At 48.0% G+C, this 20,216-nt stretch carries 12 protein-coding genes; 1 reads left to right on the top strand and 11 read right to left on the bottom strand.

The window, feature by feature from the left end; genetic code table 11:
- Nucleotides 1-158 precede the first annotated feature (158 nt).
- From RDP42_RS01645 to RDP42_RS01605, 9 genes are all read right to left on the bottom strand, one after another.
- Entirely contained in the window at nucleotides 159-1,103 is a 945-nt protein-coding gene (locus RDP42_RS01645; RefSeq protein ID WP_308762258.1) for a metallophosphoesterase, read from the bottom strand.
- Nucleotides 1,104-1,229: 126 nt separating this feature from the next.
- Nucleotides 1,230-2,645, bottom strand: a complete 1,416-nt coding sequence (locus tag RDP42_RS01640; RefSeq protein WP_308762257.1) for a hypothetical protein — start codon at nucleotides 2,643-2,645, stop codon at nucleotides 1,230-1,232.
- Between the two features lie 40 nt (nucleotides 2,646-2,685).
- Nucleotides 2,686-5,340: a TonB-dependent receptor domain-containing protein gene (locus RDP42_RS01635; RefSeq protein WP_308762256.1), complete on the bottom strand. Its 2,655-nt coding sequence runs from the start codon at nucleotides 5,338-5,340 to the stop codon at nucleotides 2,686-2,688.
- Nucleotides 5,341-5,501: 161 nt separating this feature from the next.
- On the bottom strand, nucleotides 5,502-6,785 hold the full coding sequence (locus RDP42_RS01630) for a histidine-type phosphatase (RefSeq protein WP_308762255.1): 1,284 nt from the start codon (nucleotides 6,783-6,785) through the stop codon (nucleotides 5,502-5,504).
- Between the two features lie 137 nt (nucleotides 6,786-6,922).
- On the bottom strand, nucleotides 6,923-10,303 hold the full coding sequence (gene mfd, locus RDP42_RS01625; protein ID WP_308762254.1) for a transcription-repair coupling factor: 3,381 nt from the start codon (nucleotides 10,301-10,303) through the stop codon (nucleotides 6,923-6,925).
- A gap of 88 nt (nucleotides 10,304-10,391) precedes the next feature.
- Nucleotides 10,392-12,827: a TonB-dependent receptor gene (locus tag RDP42_RS01620; RefSeq protein WP_308762253.1), complete on the bottom strand. Its 2,436-nt coding sequence runs from the start codon at nucleotides 12,825-12,827 to the stop codon at nucleotides 10,392-10,394.
- Entirely contained in the window at nucleotides 12,817-13,785 is a 969-nt protein-coding gene (locus RDP42_RS01615) for a FecR family protein (RefSeq protein ID WP_308762252.1), read from the bottom strand. Before RDP42_RS01615 ends, RDP42_RS01620 begins: the two co-directional genes overlap by 11 nt.
- 2 nt (nucleotides 13,786-13,787) lie before the next feature.
- Nucleotides 13,788-14,348 (bottom strand): RNA polymerase sigma-70 factor, encoded by a 561-nt coding sequence (locus tag RDP42_RS01610; protein ID WP_308762251.1) that lies wholly within the window; start codon nucleotides 14,346-14,348, stop codon nucleotides 13,788-13,790.
- 31 nt (nucleotides 14,349-14,379) lie between these two features.
- Nucleotides 14,380-15,009: a hypothetical protein gene (locus tag RDP42_RS01605; RefSeq protein ID WP_308762250.1), complete on the bottom strand. Its 630-nt coding sequence runs from the start codon at nucleotides 15,007-15,009 to the stop codon at nucleotides 14,380-14,382.
- A 329-nt stretch (nucleotides 15,010-15,338) separates the two neighbouring features.
- On the opposite strand from RDP42_RS01605, the gene RDP42_RS01600 reads away from it, so the two are divergent.
- On the top strand, nucleotides 15,339-17,495 hold the full coding sequence (locus RDP42_RS01600) for a tetratricopeptide repeat protein (protein WP_308762249.1): 2,157 nt from the start codon (nucleotides 15,339-15,341) through the stop codon (nucleotides 17,493-17,495).
- Nucleotides 17,496-17,680: 185 nt separating this feature from the next.
- On the opposite strand, the gene RDP42_RS01595 is transcribed toward RDP42_RS01600, so the two are convergent.
- Together RDP42_RS01595 and coaW are read right to left on the bottom strand one after the other, a co-directional pair.
- Nucleotides 17,681-18,811, bottom strand: a complete 1,131-nt coding sequence (locus RDP42_RS01595; RefSeq protein WP_308762248.1) for an ATP-binding protein — start codon at nucleotides 18,809-18,811, stop codon at nucleotides 17,681-17,683.
- A gap of 354 nt (nucleotides 18,812-19,165) precedes the next feature.
- On the bottom strand, nucleotides 19,166-20,005 hold the full coding sequence (coaW, locus tag RDP42_RS01590) for a type II pantothenate kinase (protein WP_308762247.1): 840 nt from the start codon (nucleotides 20,003-20,005) through the stop codon (nucleotides 19,166-19,168).
- Between the last annotated feature and the right edge of the window lie 211 nt (nucleotides 20,006-20,216).

Genomic DNA, 20,216 nt, shown 5'->3' with positions numbered 1-20,216 from the left:
CCACAAAATACCTACAAATGAGGAAATAATTATGTTCAAACAGACTATAACGTAAAGTCGAGTTTACAAAACAACGGAATACAGAATATGTATTTTTATTCCTAAAATATTTTATAAATTCTCATTTTGCAGGTCTGGAACAGCCTAAACCCACCGGTTTATCGAGTCTGACGGACCGTATAAATCACTTTTCCGTCTTTATTGATCATGTGCAGGCACAATTCTTTCTTATCGGCCGAGACCAAAGAGAAACCAGATTCACCGCTACAGAATTGGGTTCCGTCGACGGCCTTCACCTTACGGCTTAACGAACCGGAAGAGTTTACCACGTAATCGATGGCACTTCCCGGCTTGCGGATGTGCTGGAAGTTATGAATATGACCGCACAGGTACATATTTACATTTTTATGCTTGCGCAGAATAGTGTCTACTCTTTTTTCCATGTCCAGACGTTCGGCGTCGCTCTTGTCAGTATCGGCAAAAATCGGATGATGTCCCACAACCAGCACCCAGTCTTCCTTGGCGGCGGTCAGCACAGAATCCATCCATGCCAGCTGCTTGTCCATGTCCTGCCGGCAGGCATCCGGATATTTCTCCACATCTTTCCGATATTTGTCGAGCAAGGGAGCGGTATCAATCATGACCAGACGCACGGTCACATCGTCATTCTCCAACACTTTCGTATAATAACGGGCCGGTATTTCCCAACGGGCACTCACCTGCGCGTAATCCAATACCGCCTGGGTATTGCCACGGTATTCATGGTTTCCCAAGATAGGATACCAGGGAATCATCAGTTCCGGGTGACTGTATATCAGTTCGTAGTTGGTCATCCACAACGGGTCGTTCACACTGCGGACACCTTCAAAATGGTGTACATCACCTGCAGCCACCACAGCCTCGATATCTACATTCTCCGCCAGCTGCCCCATCAGTTCGGCGATAGGCTTCTGGTCGTAATAACCGTTGCGGCCCAAGTCATTGGCCAGCAGAAAGTTTACCGGCTTTTCCAACGCCTTCCATGCAGAAGTATCCTGCGCAAACGCCACCAATACAGACAAGGACAAACAGCAGGTCCAGAAAAGTTTCTTCAATGAAATCATAAATCAAGCAAATTAAATGAATTGAGATTTTCAAAGAATAAGCCCGAAACATTTTGTCCGGACTTATTCAATTGAGGAAAACGCAGTCACTCTGACTGCCTTAACAAAACCTAGAAAAGGAATTTATTATTTTGCGCCATAGGCACCGAAACGAGCTTCTACTTTCGGCGAAGTATAAGTCTGACCGTTTACACTCAGGCCTTCTGTGCCAAAATACGGAGCCAGTGCCGCATCGTTTCCGTCATATGCACCCGTCAGTACCGGAGAACCCGCTTCTACCTGGAAGTCCCATGCCTCATCGTACACATAATCTGTCAAAGCTACGTCATTAATCGGGAAGTTGACGAATTTCGGGTCATTAGCCGCACATTCTTCTGCAGTCTTGGTAATCACGCTGTGTGCGTCTACCACACCTTCATTGTAGTTTTCATGTGCGTAAGCATATCCTTCCCAAGAATAAGCCACACCAGATTCTTCCGTAAATACTACCTCACTCTTCTGCGTACCGGAAGCATAATAGTTATAATCAATGACAGACTGATCGTTATAGCCTTCATCCACATTGTTCGGGATGTCAAAGCTCGGAGTCATGGCTCTGAACTTACAGTTGACCATCAGGTTGTTGAAGACATTGGCCAAAGCATTCTTTTCTACATATACGCAACCACCTTTTTCACCGTCACGACGCCATCCGGCATTGATAACGGTATTGTTGTACGCCTGGATTTTGGCCATTCCACGTTCTTCGCTCTGACCGGAACTGGACAGTTTTAAACCGTTGGTATTCGGGCTGAACATCACGTTGCCTGCCACATCGGCCACACAACCGGCTTTCACATTGACCGCTTCTGCCCCGTCGTATCCGTTGGCTGCAAAAATATTATTGGCGATAATGGCATTTCCTCCCATCAGGTAAATACCATCTGACCATCCGTTGCGCAGGATGGAATTGGTAATCACATAACGTCCGTTAATGTTGTTAGTAGTAATCTGCGGATAGGCATCATCTCCGGCTGTATAGATTTCAGCACTTGCTGCAGGAGAGCCTTCAATTACCTGACCTCCCGTGTATTCAATGATGGTATGGTCAATCAGCATTTCTTCACAAGTAGCGCTGGCCACGATTCCACCCCAAAGGCCTTCAAAAATATTTTCATTGGTACGTTCACTTTCAGGGACAGAGAATAAAATCGGTTTTTCAGCCGTACCTTCGCAGTACAAATTACCATTGACAGTAAACTCAATCGGTGCGTGATTGGCTCCTACTCCGTCTGAACTTACAATGATTTGTGCTCCTTCTTTTATCACCAGACTCTTTCCTTCGGGCACAGTATAGTGGTCTGTAAGGTTCACGATGGTATCAGCAGGCCAAACAATGACATTGTCATTGGTTTCCTCACTGTTTCCACCATTGTTTTCATCATTTCCATCTGTATTCTCGGTACCGTCTCCATTCGCAATAGGATCTTCTTCCGTACAAGCGGCCATAAATGACAACGCTACCAATGCTGTACTTGCCAGCAAATAATTCTTCAGTCTCATTTTGTAATCAATTTAGTTACTAGTTAATATTTATATCTGATTATAGTTTGTATCTGATTCCTAACATGAACGATTGTCCGTGCCATTCTTTCCGTTCTATCACATTCCCATCTTTCCGTTCCGAGGTTACACTTGCGGTTTGCGGACCACTTTGAATGAATCGCAACAAAGGAGTGTCCAGCAGATTGGAAGCCTTGGCAAACACACTGATACCGTTCTTGAAGCTCTTTTCCACAGATGCATCCAGCTGCATGTAGCCGTCTTCCCAAATATCATCGTTATACCAATTGGAGATGTCGCTCAAACGCTTTCCGGTGTAACTTCCGGCAATCTGTCCTTCCCAACCATATTTGGTACTTTTGAAAAGCAACGATAAATTCGCCACATGGGCCGCCTGTCCGAACAACGGACGGGTCTGCGAAACCGTCTTCACATCGTTGCCATCCATGATACGCTTCTCGGTCGTAATCGTGGAGTGAGTGTACGTATAATTGGCCTTGATGCCGAACCAGTTGAAGCATTTCATGATATCCACTTCCACGCCCAGATTGGTCGCATCTCCGAAGTTCATCGGCTTGTAGTAAGTATCCTGTCCTTCGTTCAACAGACCGTATTCAATCGGGTCCTGCAACCGTTTGTAGAACATGCCCACCATAAACTGTTCGGATGATTTCGGGAAATATTCATAACGCAGGTCGATGTTGTCGGCCACGGTATGTTTCAAATCCGGATTACCCTTTTCCTTGTAGTCTTCATTGATGATGCTGTAAGGCACAATCTCAAAGAAACTGGGGCGGTTGATAGACCGGGCATACGAGAAACGCAGGTTAGCGTTTTTATGTACTCCATATTTTGCATGAAAGCTGGGCAGCACATCTGTATACTTCTGGTTTCCCTCAGGATCTTCATTCTCGGTCGGAAACTTCAACACATATCCTTGATTGGTATGTTCCACACGTACTCCCGCAATGAATTCCCATTTCCGATAGGTATATTTCACCATTCCGTAGCCTGCGCCAATCTTTTCGGAAGCATCGTAGTTCAACGGGTCACTGATGTTACCGTATTTCAAGGGAGTAAACAGAATCTCATCGTAGTTATTCCAGTCTTCTCCCTGATATTGCGGGTCTTTCACGCCTGTAGCCGAATTGAAAGTGTATTCATTGAAGAAACTGTCCCGTTTTTTGTCACGGTACATACCTCCGACAGAGAAATCAAAGACAGAACCGCCGTCCAGTTTCAGCTTGTACATCAGGTCTACATACCCCGCCTTATCTTTATCTGAATTGTGTTCCCAACGCCGGGTTGCCGCCCCAGAAGTCTGTACGTGGGTGCCCTGCAAGAAAATTTCCGCATTGTCCGGAGTCTCACTGTAGGCTTTCGAAATCACAGCCGACCAGTTCAGGCGAAGTGCTCCATCGTCCAAAAAGGAATGTTCACCTTTCAAGGTAGAATTGATGATATACTGGTGATTCCACTTCATACGTACGGCTCCTTCCTTGTCGTCATGCCCGTCGCGCACTTCCGCCTCACGCATATCCATGTAGCCGTTGTACCAGGTCAGCTTATGATGTTCATTGATATAATAATCCAGTTTGGCATGCGCCCCGATACGGGTCTGCTGGGAAGAGTAATTACGATACTCAATGCCGTTGTGAGTGGTGCCCGGCTGATAATACAACTGGCTTTCCTTGCCGCGATAGGTATTCAGGAAACTTCCGGCCAGCATCACACCCAGTTTGTTCTGAAAGAAACGGTCGCCATAAGAAATCCCGGCAGTCAAATCCGGCAAAGGCTTTTTCCAGCTCATCCGTAAGTTATCGGTTGTGAAATTATCCATAGTCACCCGGTTGTCCTCCGGCATCCCCATCTGTTCATACGGTGACTGTTTGACGATGGCCCCATGATTGAACGACTGGAAGTCACGCCCGAAATACATGGCATTGTAACCGGTCGACAAATTCACGGTAAACTGACGTTCCGTAGGTGCATCCTTCATAATCAGGTTGACCGCTCCTCCGATTCCATCGCCTTCCATATTGGCGGTCAATGATTTGGTGACCTCCAGACGGTCGAGCATTTCCGACGGGAAAATATCCAGCGGCACGAAACGGTTCTTGTTGTCCGGACTCGGAATCTTCACCCCATTAATCAAGGTATAATTGTAACGCTTGTCCATACCCCGCAGAATCGCATACTGACCTTCTCCACTACTATTCCGTTCGATGGTCACGCCCGACATACGCTGAATCACATTCGCTACGGTGATATCCGGTGAAAGCTCGATGGCCTTGGCACTCATCACGTTGACCACATTCATGGCCTGACGTTCAATGCCGCGTGCGCCAGCTTCCGTTCTCCCTGGATTGGAAGCCACCACCACGACTTCATCCAGTGCCACATCATCGGTTTTCAGTGGAATCACGATTTCTTTCTTGTCCGGGGTGATGGTCACCTCATATTTCTTGTACCCCACATAAGAACACACCAATGTATATTTATCCCGATTGACAGACAGATTAAAACTGCCGTCCAGTCCGGTAACCGCCCCCTTTCCGGGCTCTTCCTTTACCATGACCGATGCACCTATAATCTCCTCTCCTGTCTGTGCATCCTTAATCTTTCCTTTTACCACACTGGCCTGCACACCTGCAGACATCAGTGACAACAACGCCAAAACGATACTTGCTTTCATTTCCTTTTCTTATTTGCCGCAAAAGTATCCTATCCTATTTTCATCCTTATTGCATAGAAATTTCTTTTTTGTTACATTTAGACAAGAGATACGTGCATAAAAAAGAGGTATCCCTTTCAAAAAGAAATACCTCTTCTATACAATATGATAATAACTTCGGATTACTTCACTTCTGCCGGAAGCCGGATACCGTCCACTACTTTTTTCCAATAACTCCGTACGTCTTTCCAAGCATAATAGGGAGCACTCTCACTGGAAAGCGGCAATTTCACCTCACGTTCGTTCAACAGTACCTTGACCAGCACCTCTTTCACCCCTTTCTTTCGATAAAATATCAGTTGCACATTTCCACACATCGGAATGATACGATAGGTACGGTACGTATCTGCAATGCGCTGCCAGTCCGCCGTGGAAGCCTGCAAGTCATTGATGCCCATCAGTACCGCCAAAGGAGCCAAGTTCGTGTCATGCCCATAACGCAATGTCACCCCATTCTTTCGGGAAGCAATCACGGTATCAGCCGTTTCAATGAAATTCTCCAACAGATTTTTTTCGATCTTGTACATGCAGTCGTCACTCAATGGGGAAGCTCCTTTCTCATAGTACCATTCAAAGTTGTTGCGCTGCCACAAGTCATACCGTTCCTGCGGAGTAAACAGGAAAGACAAATCCGGCTGACAGTCGCTACTCTGGCTGATGCCGTGCAGTTCAAACAAATCGGTCATCAGCTTCACCGGCTGGATATGAGCCTCCACATAAGAAGAATCACGAAACAGCTGTTTCATCAAACGTGCCGGATGCACATACACGCTATCTGCCACACGATACACCGAGTCACTGTTCTCCAGATGCTGCGCTTCATACAAAGGATTCTTGTACTTTATATAATAGGCATCTGCCTCACTGGCCTGCGTGGTGATATGCAGCTTCGGATTCAACCCTTTCAATTCCACACAACCCGCTGCCATGGAAAGAAAGGCACGCGTTTTATAGGTAGAACGTGCATCCACATGCACACCGTCAGTGAAGACCTCCGGATAATGCTGGTACATGCGATTGACCAGCTCCCGATGTTGCCGCGCCCCTTTCGGCGTCAGCTCGCCATAACGGGCTTCCGCTTCCTGCGCCAAGGCAGCCACCACTTTCAAAGCCCGCTTTCCGTCTGCAGTCAACACCCCGGCCTCATCCGCTGCAAGGAGAAGCGACAAAGGCTGTGTATATTTCTTTTCCTTCGTCAGATAACGCGAGCCATGACGAGCAAACACAGAAATATAGAAAGGTGTATAACCTGCGGGCGCAGGGGTGAGCTGCACATCGGGTGCCTCATAAGCATAGTATTTTCCTCCCGCCAGTGCCGGATTCTCATCAATCTCTTCACGCGCCGTCTGCCCCTGCATGCACAAAGGGAAAACCAGGAACGGCAGTATCCATCCTATTTTTTTCATAAGCCTTTTTTAGTTTGAGGCATAAAAATAGCCGTTTATTCCTCTCGGTCCTTTCCTTCCAGCCCGAAAAAGAATCACCCCAAGCTTACTGAAACAAAAATGCAATCACACTGTCACCCGATTGAGATAACCGGGACCTACCGGGCCTTTTCGCCCTCCATGCTGACAATTTCCTGCAAAATGCCGACGGCATCTTGCACGTTGGTCACCTTGGAAACCACCATGCTGCGGCGGCCGTTCTGTTCCCGCAAATTGCAGTAACGAGGATTCTTTGACATGTAGGCAATAATCTTTCCGAAAGCTATACTCTGATAATACGGGCTGTCCAGGTTGCTGACAAAGAAGAGGGTCATGCGCTGGGCCTTCAACACCACTTTCTCCACGCCTAAGCGCTTGGCCAGCCGCCTCAACGGCACAATGCGCAGCAACTCTTCCCCTTCGGGAGGAATCTTGCCAAAGCGGTCGAGCAGCCGGGCCCTGAACGCCTCCACATCCTTGTCCAGTTCCAGCTTGTCCAACTCCCGATACAACAGCATACGCTCACTGCTGCTCGGAATGTATTCATTCGGGAACAGCAACTCCAGGTCGCTTTCCACGGTACATTCATCCACGAACTCTTCGCCGCTGATTTTCTCTTCGCCGGCCTTGATTTCATCCGCATACAAATCGGCAAACTCTTCGTTCTTCAGCTCGGTCACCGCCTCGTTCAGAATCTTCTGATAAGTTTCATAACCTAAGTCGGCAATGAAACCGCTCTGTTCAGCTCCCAGCATGTTACCGGCTCCACGGATGTCCAAATCCTGCATGGCAATGTGAATGCCGCTTCCCAGATCGCTGAAATTCTCGATGGCCTGCAAACGGCGTTTGGCTTCTGGAGTCAAAGACGACAACGGAGGAGCCAGCAAGTAGCAGAAAGCTTTCTTGTTGCTTCGTCCCACACGGCCACGCATCTGATGCAGGTCGCTCAATCCGAAGTTCTGTGCCTGGTTGATGATGATGGTATTGGCATTCGGAATATCGATGCCACTCTCAATGATGGTGGTCGCCAGCAATACATCGTAGTCGTAGTTGACAAAGTCGAAGATAATCTTTTCCAGTTCCTCCGGCTGCATCTGCCCGTGTCCGATGCACACCCGACAGTCCGGGATGTTCCGCTGGATCATGGCCTTCAGTTCCGCCAGGTTCTGAATCCGGTTGTTCACGAAAAAGACCTGTCCGTTACGACTCATCTCAAAGTTGATGGCCTCGGTAATGATTTCCTCATTAAACGTGTGCACCTCTGTCTGAATCGGATAACGGTTGGGCGGCGGAGTCTGGATGACCGACAAGTCACGGGCTCCCATTAGTGAGAACTGAAGCGTACGCGGAATCGGCGTGGCCGTCATGGTCAAGGTATCCACGTTTACCTTTATCTGACGGAGTTTTTCTTTCACGCTTACCCCGAACTTCTGCTCCTCATCGATAATCAGCAGTCCCAGGTCCTTGAATTTTACACTCTTCCCGATAATCTTGTGCGTACCAATCAGGATATTGATGCTTCCTTCGGCCAACTCCTTCAAGATGCGGTTGGTATCTTTGGCCGTACGCGCACGACTCAGGTATTCCACCTTGCAAGGCATCCCCTCCAGACGTTTCTTAAAGGTCTGGTAGTGCTGGAATGCCAACACCGTAGTCGGTACCAACACCGCTACCTGCTTGTTGTCGGCCACCGCCTTGAAAGCCGCCCGGATGGCCACCTCCGTCTTTCCGAAGCCCACGTCACCGCACACCAGACGGTCCATCGGCTTGTCGCTCTCCATGTCCGCCTTCACCTCCTGGGTCGCCTTCAGCTGGTCGGGCGTATCCTCGTACAGGAAGCTGGCCTCCAGTTCGTGCTGCAAGAAGCTGTCGGGGCTGTATTTAAATCCTTTTTCCTGTTTACGCTGTGAATACAGCTTGATCAGGTCGCGGGCAATGTCCTTGATTTTGGTCTTGGTCCGTTCCTTGATTTTCTCCCAGGCGCCGGTTCCCAGCTTGCTGATACGCGGCTGTTCACCTTCCTTGCCCTTGTATTTGGAAATCTTATGCAGCGAATGGATGGACACGAACACCACGTCGTCATTCTGATACACCAGTTTGATGACCTCCTGCGTAGTGTTCCCGTTCGGAATACGTACCAGTCCCGCAAAACGGCCGATACCGTGGTCGATATGTACCACATAGTCTCCCGGTTCAAACGTATTCAGTTCTTTCAGTGACAACGCCACCTTTCCACTACGGGCCTTGTCGCTACGCAGGTTGTATTTATGGAAACGGTCGAATATCTGATGGTCTGTAAAGATGCACATCCGAAGAGTGTGGTCCACAAAGCCCTCGTGCAACGTACGGTCCACCGGCTCAAACGTAATCTGGTCGCCTCTTTCCTGAAAAATATCCTTCAACCGTTCCGTCTGCTTGGCGCTGTCGGAACAGATATACAAGCGGTATCCTCTTTGCAGGAAATCCGTGAAAGAGCTGGACACCAGGTCAAAATTCTTATGGAAGATAGGCTGCACAGACGTTTCAAAGGTAATCCGTGCCTCCGGAGTACCGACTGCCTTGTGTCCGAAATCAATCCGGAAAAATTCGAGGGCCCGCACCGTGAACTCAGCCCCGTCAATCAGTTTTTTGGGAAGTTCCAGCAATTCGGTCTGCTCCTCCCCTTCGTAGGCTTTCAATGCCTGTGGCGACACGGTTTCATCGTGTACCGCCTGAATGCGCTCACGCACCCACAGCAAATCCTTTACCCAAAGAATGGCTTCCTTCGACATAAAATCCAGGAAACAAATCTCCGAACTCTCCGAGGCCGACAACTCCGGTACGATGCTGACCGAATCTTTCTTCTCTTTCGACAGCTGAGTCTCTACCTCAAACGTACGGATACTGTCAATCTCATCGCCGAAAAAGTCGATTCGGTATGGATATTCCGAAGCAAAGGAATACACGTCCAGGATACTGCCTCGCAAGGCAAACTGTCCCGGTTCGTACACATAGTCCACGTGCTCAAAGCCACAACCGGACAGCTTCTCCATGAGTTTTCCCGTATCCTCCTGCTGTCCCACCTTCAGCGTCAGGGTGGACTCGGAAAGTTGGTTGCGGGAAACCACTTTCTCGGCCAGCGCCTCCGGATAAGTGACCACCGTCACCGGCTCCTGCCGCTCCAGACGGCTCAACACCTCGGTACGGAGAATCTCGTTGGCCGCATCTTTCTGACCATATTTAATGGCCCGCCGGTAAGAAGAGGGGAAGAACAAAATATCGGCATCGCCGTTCGCCTGCACCATGTCATGGTAAAAATACCCGGCTTCTTCCAGGTCGTTCAGAATAAACACATGAATACCCGGTACCGACTGGATGCACACCGAGGCGAACAAAGAAGCGCACGACCCGTGCATGCCTTCTAAAAATACATTTCTTACGCTCTTATCCTTACACAAAGAAGCCAAACCCGTGACGTTCGGATGTTTGGCATAAATATCTTGCAGTTCTTTTATACTCATCTTTCACTCCATAAGACGTTGCAAAAATAGCAAATCTTGCCTGAATATGCACACAAAAAAGGCAAAGAATGGCACAAAGGCTCACCCGTCAGAACTTAAAGCTGACACTTCCGTAGGGTAGAAAATTGCCGCGCCAATGCACGGAATAAAAGTTCAGGATGTCCTCTTCCGAAGGATTTCCCACCAGATTATAGACTCCCAGACGCAGCAGAAACAGTTTTTCGCCAAACGATTTCCGGTAGGAGTATCCCACGTCCACCCGATAGTTGAGCGGCTCCCGTCTTTTCCGGAATTCTCCGGCAGGCAGCAACTCGAAATTCTCATCCAGCTGCATGACCTTTCCTGAACGCAACATGCCGCCCACGGACAAGGACGAGCGTTTCGTCCACTGATAAGAAACAGCACCTGCCAGCTGGTGAGGCACATCATACAGCGAAGGCATCCTGCCCCTTTCCGGCATCTCGCCAAACCATTCCTTGCTCCGGGAATACGCATACGAGAGTTGCAGGTTCCATCGTTTCCAACGCTGGTAGAAATACCCTTTCACCCCGTAGCTCTCTCCTTTTCCCGTCATGAGGTACTGCGACCACTCCTCTCCTTCCAGCCACGTATCCGGACGCAGGGCCAGCACATTCCTTCTCGTCTTGTAGAAAGCCGAGAGCTCCAGTTGTCCGCCTTCCAGAAAATGTTTCCATCCCACCTCATAATGCTCGGACGAACGAGGCTTGAACCCGTCAATGCTGGGCATCCGGAAATCGGTCGGCAAGGCAAAGCTGTCAAAACGGAGGAAATGATAGAACTGCTCCATCTTCGAGAAATTCACATACAGCAGGTTCTTCTCCGACGGGAAATATTTCACCGACAACCGGGGCTGGATGCTATAATACGAACGGCTGTGCTGCGGATAATAGCCTACGCCATGCACACCCACCTGCACGGAAAACCCAGGAGAGATACGCAACAAGTTGTCATAATACACCGAGACCTGGCTCACGGGCTCATGACGCACCGCCAAGTCTTCCCGCTGGGAGACCAGGTCATAAATCTCATACGCATATTTCACTCCCCAACGGGCATGATAAAGATTCTCATACGCATAGCTGAAATCGGTGGCGGCATTCAGCGACTTGATGCCGCTATGCACATAACTTTCCGCCTCATAACCTATTTCTCCCATATAGGCCCGGTTGGTGTGTGCCGAATAAAAGACAGACGTCGTATTTCCCAGGTTGCCTTTTTGCGTGGCATACGAAAGCTGATAAGCCTGATTGTCCCAGCGCAGCACCGAGGCATCTTCTCCATTCTCCTTGATGGGCAGATGATAATCGTCGCGTGCCCCGTAGGCCAGGAAGCTCAAGTTACTAACCGGAGAAAAGCTATACGAAAGTTTGGCATTGTAATCGTACATGGAATGGTTCAAGCGGTTGTCTTCCGACAGCAGGCCGTCAAAAAAGTCCAGCCAGCTGCGCCGTGCACTCACCATATACGACAGTTTGTTTTTAAGAATCGGTCCTTCCAGCATCACCGAAGCTGCCGGCATATCCAATGTCAGCGTACGCACATGTTCCTCTTTGTTCCCTTCTTTCAGATTGACTTCCGTCACCGAGGAAATCCGGCCCTCCAGCCGGGTCGGGAAAAAGCCCTTATGAAACACCATGTTTTTCACCGCATCGCCATTAAAGACGGGCAGCAGCGAGTTGAGATGCCCCGGATGGAAGATAGGTATGCCGTCCAGCAGCAGCTGGTTCTCGTCGTAACCTCCTCCGTCGACCATCAAATTATTGCCCGCTAAAGAAGAAGTGACTCCCGGCAGAATCCAGATTTGGGCGAACAAGTCATTTCCACTAAAAGAAAGCAGATTGGAAGGCGTCAGTTCCGTCAGCTCATTTTCCCGTTTTCCGGACTTTACCGTCACCTCCTCTATCTCAAAGAGCAAGGGTTTCAGTTGCGTACGAACAAAACAATCCCTACTCACCCTGACTGCACGACTCTGAGGCGTATATCCCATATAAGAAGTTTTCAAGGTGTACGTTCCTTCCGGTACATACAGGCGGAAGACACCGTTGTCATTCGAGATCGTATTCCATTGCTTGCCCGATTTGTCTTCCAAGGTCACCACGGCCCCGTACAACCGTTCTCCACTCCCCTCTTCGCACACCGTGCCGCGGACATAATAATTTTCTATCCGCTGCGCCTGAATCACCAGTTTCCGGGGAGGTACGAAGGCGGTATGCACCCGATAGTCCGAAAGAATTTCGTCCAGCAGTTCCTGTACAGTTCTTTTTCCGCTCCGGGTCACCCGACACACTTCCTCCAGGTCGATTTGTGCCGCATTGTATGACAAGACGAGGCCTGTCTGTTTCTCAATCCATCCAAACCACTGCAATACGGTAGCGGAAGAGGCAGGAACCTGCATCCACTCTTCCGCTACCGTATGGTCTGATTTGACTTCCTGTCCCCTCACCTGCAGGAATCCGAGCACGCTCATCATTCCCCAGAGGAGCAACAGTCCTCTACTTTTCATAAAGCCTGTAATGTTTTCCTTCTACCAATGTTTCATACTTGCATCCACAAAGGAAAGCCAGTTCTCCGGCAATATCCGTTTCCGTCAGCTGGATGCGGGTAGTAATCAGGTTCTTTTCCAATCCTTTCTCCAAGTCAATCCGGATACCCGTCTGTTCGGCAATCACTTTGACCACCTCCGTAATCGGGGTTCTCTCAAACACCAGTTCCTGCCTGTCTGCGCCAAACAGCTCCTGCGGACGGGCAATCGTGTCTGCCTGCAGCACGCCGTTCTTCAGTTCAGCTTTCTCGTTGGCCTCAATCACCACTTCCTGACGGGAAGCTTCCACCCGTACCCTTCCGGTCTTCACAAAGACTCCGGCCTTTTCTTTACGGGCCACATCGACCAGAAACGAAGTACCCAGCACTTCCACGTTCAACAAGTCCGTCTCTACCTTGAAAGGTATCCCGTGCATCTTTTTCACCTGAAAGAAAGCCTTGCCCTGCAGTTTAGCCTGACGCCCTTCTTTCTTATCCGCAAAACGATAAGCCAAAGTAGCATTCGGATACAGGATGACTTCCGAACTGTCGGACAGAAGAATCTGTTTTTCCGTCGTGCCGGCATTGGCATAGCGGATGAAATTGTCTTCCACACCCGAACGGAAAAAATAGAAAGTCCCGATTCCCAACAAAAGCAGCAAGCACGCAGCCGCCGACCACACGAAGGTCATCTTCCGCCGGAAGGCCACCGTCTTTGGACGTTCCTTCAACTGAGGCTCGATTTTCTGCCAGGCTTTCTCGGCATCGAAACGGATATCCTCTGCGGTCTTTACCGGTGTCTCCATCAGTTTTCGCATTCGCTCAAACTCCTGACTGTTCGCCGTCCTCCACTTATCCAGAGCCTTCTGCTGAACAGGAGTCAACGATTCATGCGCAAAATAACGGGCCAGCAATTCATTTATATCTTCTTCCTTGTTCATACTCATTTACGATTTAGAATCATGGATAAAATGGAAACCACGACCGTAGCCAGCAGAAAACCATGTTCAGCCACATAGACACGCAGCAACTTGATGGCCTTTGTCATCTGATTCTCCACGGTTTTCTCCGACACAGCCAGTTTTCCGGCTATTTCACGATACTTCAAGCCCTGAAGCTTGGCCAATAAGAAAATCTCCTTACATTTGGGAGGCAAGGTAGCCAATGCCGCCTGCAACAGGTCTTCGGGAGAACGTTCTCCCTCTTCCGGCATATCATCCGGCAGACAGCTGGCAGAAGCCGGATGGTCGTCAATCGACACCGTATCTTCCCTCCGTTTGCGAAGAAAGGAGATGCAGCTATTCTTTACGGAAGTGGTCAGGTAGGCCGCAAACTCTTTTTCCGGCATGTCGTCCAATTGCTTGTTCCACACATTGATAAAGAGTTCCTGCACAATGTCTTCCGCATCATCCGCGTCAGAAACATATCCATAGGCTATATGACATAGCCTTGAATAATGTTCCTGAAAACGGGATTTGAATATGTCCTTTCTATTGGCTTTCATTCTCGTGATTCAGTCAATATACTGTTTAAGGTTAAAATTTCAAGCTTACACCTGCTGTCACAAAGCCTTTGTGTCCCAGTCCGGCTTCCACAAAACCTCCCACACGGTCATTACCTACTCTCAACGCAATCGGATTCACCTGATAGGCAAAAGAGGTGCTCAGGTCGGCTTTCTTCACTGCCATCTTTCCGGCATCGGTCAATGCGTTTTCCTTGTGACGGCACAAGTTTACACCGGCAGCCGCAGAACCATACAATTCCACCAAGCCTCTTTTAAAGTACACGAACTCTGCCGCCGGAAGTACCAGGAAGTTCACGTCGCTTTCTTTCAAAGAAGGATTTGTTTCTCCCGCCAAAGTCAGCTTGCTGTTCGACTTGGAAAATCCCAAATCAGCACCCACTCTGAAACGTCCCAGCGAGTAACGGTAACCCAAGCCATACACCAGACTATAATTTGAATCCGTACGCTTGCTGCCAGTCACTGCATCCAGCAATCCCATGCCCAATACGTCGACCGAACCTTGTGTCAGACCGTCACTCACTGACAAACGGATGTCATGTCGGTTTTCAGACGGTGTGAAATTTTTACTATGTTCTTGTCCTCTTACCAGGTTTACACTTGCCAACACACACAAAGATAATGCAATAAATTTAAATTTCATAAGTTCCAGTTTTTTTAATCATTAAATAATATGCAATTCTTATTCAAATCCTATCCTTGAAAAGTCTTGCGTTTAGTTTTTCTGTTGTTCCACTTAGCTAGGTGATTTCGTCTTCATAACGCAGCCTGGAAAGAAAACCCCTATCCGGAAAAGAAAAAAAATTCCTTTTTCCGGAGAAAAAGTGCCGAACACATCCATAACATCCTCAATATCAGATGGAAATAAATTCTCAAAAAAGTGCTGTTTTTTCTTTTATCACCCCTCAAAAAGCGAAAAACAAGAAATAATTATTACTTTTGTCTCAAAAGGACAGAGACAGAAAAGAAATCATGCACAAGGAAATCATTCAACTTTTAAACGAGAAAAGATTAAAAGAAGCTTTTGCCCAAATCAAGGAGGCTGCCGAGACACTCAACAACTGGGAACTGAAGTCGCAGATTGAAGCCCAGCAGACCACTTATCACTATATGCTTCAATATACGGAGATGGGTACGCAAGACCCTCAGCGTGAAGCCATCTACCAGCAACTGCTATGCAAGGGATATGAGCTGGCCGACAAAACCTATTTTCTGAAAGAGCAGGAAAAGGCCTACGGCTACTTTGCCGACAAATTCCGGAAATTTGCCCAGACGCCGGCCCATTCCTTCAAGGAAATCGGTTTCATGCTGGAAGCAGCCAAGCAGCCGTCCTTCACTCCACAGACTCCGGAGGAAGAGAACCAGGTGCTGCAGAACTATACCCTGCACCAGAACACCGTCGACGAACTGTTTAACAAGATATGGGTTTCCACCCAATGGAGTGAAGAAGAACTTCAGGAGGCCCGCGAGCTGTTGTCCAGTTCCTCCATGGCCGCCAACGACCGGGCGGTGATGGTCAGCGCCATCACATTGAGCCTGCTGCAACTTTTCGACCAGCGGAAATTCCTGCTGTTGCTCTTTGCCTATCAGCAAGATCCGGAACCGACCGTCACGCAACGGGCTTTGACGGGTATCGCCCTGGCCACTTATTTCCAGTCAGACCGTGTGCGCCTGTATCCGGAACTGGTTTCTGCCTTGAAACTGATGAAAGACGATGACACGACCCTGAAACAGTTGCACGACATACAGATTATTTTCCTTCTTTCCCGCGAAACGGAGAAAATCGATAAAAAGATGAGAGAGGAAATCATTCCTCACATCATGCGCAACCCGAAACTTCGCGATCCGGAACTGAAGGTCATCGATATGGAAGACTTGGAAGACCTGAATCCGGAATGGAAAAAAGACATGGAGCAGATGAACCAGCAAATACACGAACTCGGGGAACTGCAGATGGAAGGTGCCGATACCTACATGATGGCTTTCTCCCAACTGAAGACCTTCCCGTTCTTCCAGGAAGCGGCACATTGGTTCTATCTGTTCAGCCTGAAAGTGCCCGACTTGTACAAAATCTACAAAGGGACTCCCCTCAATGAAAAGTCCCTGTTAGGCCTGATGGTCAACTCTCCGGCATTCTGTGACTCCGACAAATTCTCCTTCTGCCTGGCCTTGCAGTCACTGCCTCAGGACCAGCAGACCCTCATGCGTTCCAAGCTGAGCGGAGACGAGATAATGCCCTCCCAGAACGAGCTGAACCAGATGCTGGAAGAACAAAAGCTCAATGCCCTCCAGCGGCAATACATCCACAACCTGTACCGGTTCTACAAGCTGTGGAGATTCAAACAGGAGATGCACGACATCTTCAAGGACCAGCTGGATTTCTGGAACAACGACCTGTTGCGCCCCTTGCTCCTGAAAGGGGAATATCACGGACAGATTGCCGGCTACCTGTTCTCCAAAGGCTACATGACGGAAGCGGCCCACCTGTATGAAACCTTGGCCGAAAAAGATCCGGCCCACGCCGAGACCTGGCAGAAATTAGGATTCGCTTATCAGAAAGACAAGAACTACGAGAAGGCCATCCGAGCCTACTTGCAGGCAGATGCCTTGAAAGCCAACCATACATGGACCCTCAAGCAACTGGCGCAATGTTACAAGCTGTCGGGAGAGTATGCGCAGGCGGCCACCTTCTACCGGAAAGTACTGGAGACCGACCCTGACAACCTGCACCTCCTGATGCAGACCGGACAATGCCTTACAGCACTCAAGAACTATCCGGAAGCTATTAAGGTATTCTACAAGGTGGAATTCATGGAAACTCATCCGGAGAAAGCACGCCGGGCCATCGGCTGGTGCTATTTCATGTCCGGTAAATACGAAGAGGCACTCCGAATCTACGAGAAACTGCTTGCACTGGAAACTCCGCAGGTGAACGACTGGCTGAACTCCGGACACGTCTACCTGGCCATGGGAAACATTCCCCAGGCGCTCACCCATTATCGGAAGGCTCAGGACGGATGTGAATCGGAAGAGGACTTCATCGCCTTGTTCCTGGCCGACAAAGCGGCCCTGGAATCACAAAAGGTGGCGGAAAGTCAGATTTACCTGATTGCGGATATTCTTCGCTAAAAATAGCGTACCATAAACTTAATAAAACATACAGTCGCCTAGGAAATATTGACTTGACAATTTTCTGAACTTACAGTTCGATCCATCAACAATATTGAAAGTAACTCAGGCGACTGTTCAAATATTTCATTTTCGCGAATATCGGCCTGAAATGTATTAGTTATATAACCCACGTTCCCTCCTTATTACATTCCTAATTCTCGTTTTAACCATACCACCATAATCGGATCTGGAATCACGACCTGGCTCTTCTCAATTTCTATAAGTTCTTTCTTAACCAAAGCCCGCTTGACGATACTGACATTGGCTGATGAACCAAGCTGGTATTTATGTAGAATCTCCTGCGTAGTAAACTCACTGTGAATTCCATCTATAACAGCTCTCAAAAAATTCATTTGATAAGTTGTCAAACTCTCAGTCTGCTTCTCAAACAAGGGAGTATTCTGGTCGATGATATCCTGATATGCAGCCTCTAAATTTTGTTCTGTTGCAACTCTATCTGTATGAATCCATACTAACCATGCTAACTGCTGTACATACGAAGAATGATTATCCACTCTTTGGCAAATTTTTTCAGCCAACTCTTCTGAAATTTGTTTACCAGTCACTTCAAACCGACTGCAAATATATTCTATCCAATCTCGTGTACCAATTTTTGTCAGATAAATTGCATCTCCAAATTTATAAAATGGATAACTCCTCTTTTCAAAAAGTTCATTCATCAGATGTTTCTTACTCCCGAAAAGGCAATAGGATACAGGTTTCTGCAACTGCCAAACCGAGCGCAAACGTTTCTGAAAAGTTTTGGAATCCTTAAATTCTGCAATCTGTTGGAATTCGTCAATGCAAACAACAATATTACACCCTTTCTTTTGAGCTATTTTCTCAGGAAGTTGCAGGATTTCATCGATATCGTTACTTTTGGGATTTATTTCAAGTGATATGGAAAAATCCGTCATAGGATCAGTCCCGATTGAGATTTTGGGAGTGATACGCGCCAAAAACAGTTTGGCATTTTCAATCCACTCCTCCAATTTTGAAGAAGTTTGTTTGAGGATTGCAGAAGCGAATGCATCATAGAAATCCTTATCGCTACGGCAAGAAAAAATATCAAGATATACAACCTTCAACTGATCGGATTGAGCCAGATGACATACTTTCTGCACTAATGAGGTCTTGCCCCAACGGCGAGGAGAAATCAGCACCGTGTTTACGCCATGACGAAAGTTCAACAACAAACGTTCCGTCTCTTTTTTCCGATCAGTAAAATTATCTCCGGAAGTTGCAACACCGAATGTAAAAGGTTTATTTTCCATGTGTACGCAAATTTTATTCTAAAGCAAAGATAAGAAATATCATTATTACTAACAACTTTATTACTAATAAAAATATTACGCTAACGAAACAAGGAATCTATCTCATTATCAACTATCACTTTATAAAATAATAATCAAATATCCCAGGTATAATAGACTCTCTTAGAAACTAAAAGTTTGCCAACTTCAATCTCCATCGAGCTTCTTGGAACAAAATTATATTTTATAGGCCAAACAGAGTCTAACTCAGCGGCACAAGACAATCCTCAAAAACCTTCTTGTGCCCTACTTAGCAAGGATAAAAGGAGAATTTTCAACCGTTTTAGGTTAAGACCGAAACCAGCCCGATAAGGTTCATTCCCTTACCAGACTGGTTTCTATTTTTTTGATATAAGCCAACGCCGCACCTATCGCGGTCTGGTATTCGGCATATTCCGGAATGATGAAACGCACGTCGTACATCTGCCCGATGGTTTCAAATACCGGACGGCACTGGGGAAGCTGCGTCAGGTTGCCTATCAGCACGAAATCGCGGATTCCCATCTCCATAGCCGACAACACGGCTGCCTGCCCGATAGACTGCAACACCATGTGCATCAAGCCCAAGGCCAGGTCTTCCGGCGAGGCATTGTTGTCCAGTTTGCCCAGCAAGGAAGCCGTCGCATCCAAGGGAAGACCGGGCAAGGATGTCCGGCAAATGTCCTGAATCTGCAAGTCCACGTTCCGCAAATCACCTTTCTCTGCCAGTTCCGACACCCACAGAATGTCCTGCGTATGCAGCAACAGACGCGACAAGCCCATCAAGGTACCGCCTCCGATGCCGATACCGCCCACGTGGCGAATCTCCTCATTCTCCACCCGTACAAACGAAGTACCTGTGCCCATGCTCACCACCATCAGCTTGTCCAGCCCGGTGGCATACTGCGCACTCAGTCCGTTGGCGATAAACTCGTCCGTACGGGTAGTGGGCAACCCGTATAAAGGCTGTTGGATGTACGAACTTCCCACTCCGGTGAGCATCACCTGCTCCACCTCCGAGAGCGAAATGGAGTGATCGTATATGTATTTGCCAAAAGCCCCGAACAAGGAAGTGACCGGGTCGGCCGCTTTCACAAACATGGGATGGTTGATGCACCCGTTTTTCACACCGACAATCTTGGTGGTGCTTCCTCCTACATCGATTCCTATAATCATAACTTTAGTTCCAAATCTTAATTTTCACAATATGGACGCAAGTCTACAAACTTTTTTCGTGAAAGTAAGTACGTCGCCTTCTTTTTTTAATAAAAAATTAGATTAAATTCTCATGAACTTTCTCCTTTAAAGAACGTGAAAATCCTTTTTTCACCTTGTAGTGTACTAAATAAGTTGACACAATTTATTTAGCGACATGCGTAAAAAACGA

The organism is uncultured Bacteroides sp. (assembly GCF_902472605.1).
Lineage (GTDB): Bacteria > Bacteroidota > Bacteroidia > Bacteroidales > Bacteroidaceae > Phocaeicola.
Note: the sequence above shows the minus strand (reverse complement) of the source record. Positions and strands in the feature narration are given on the sequence as shown.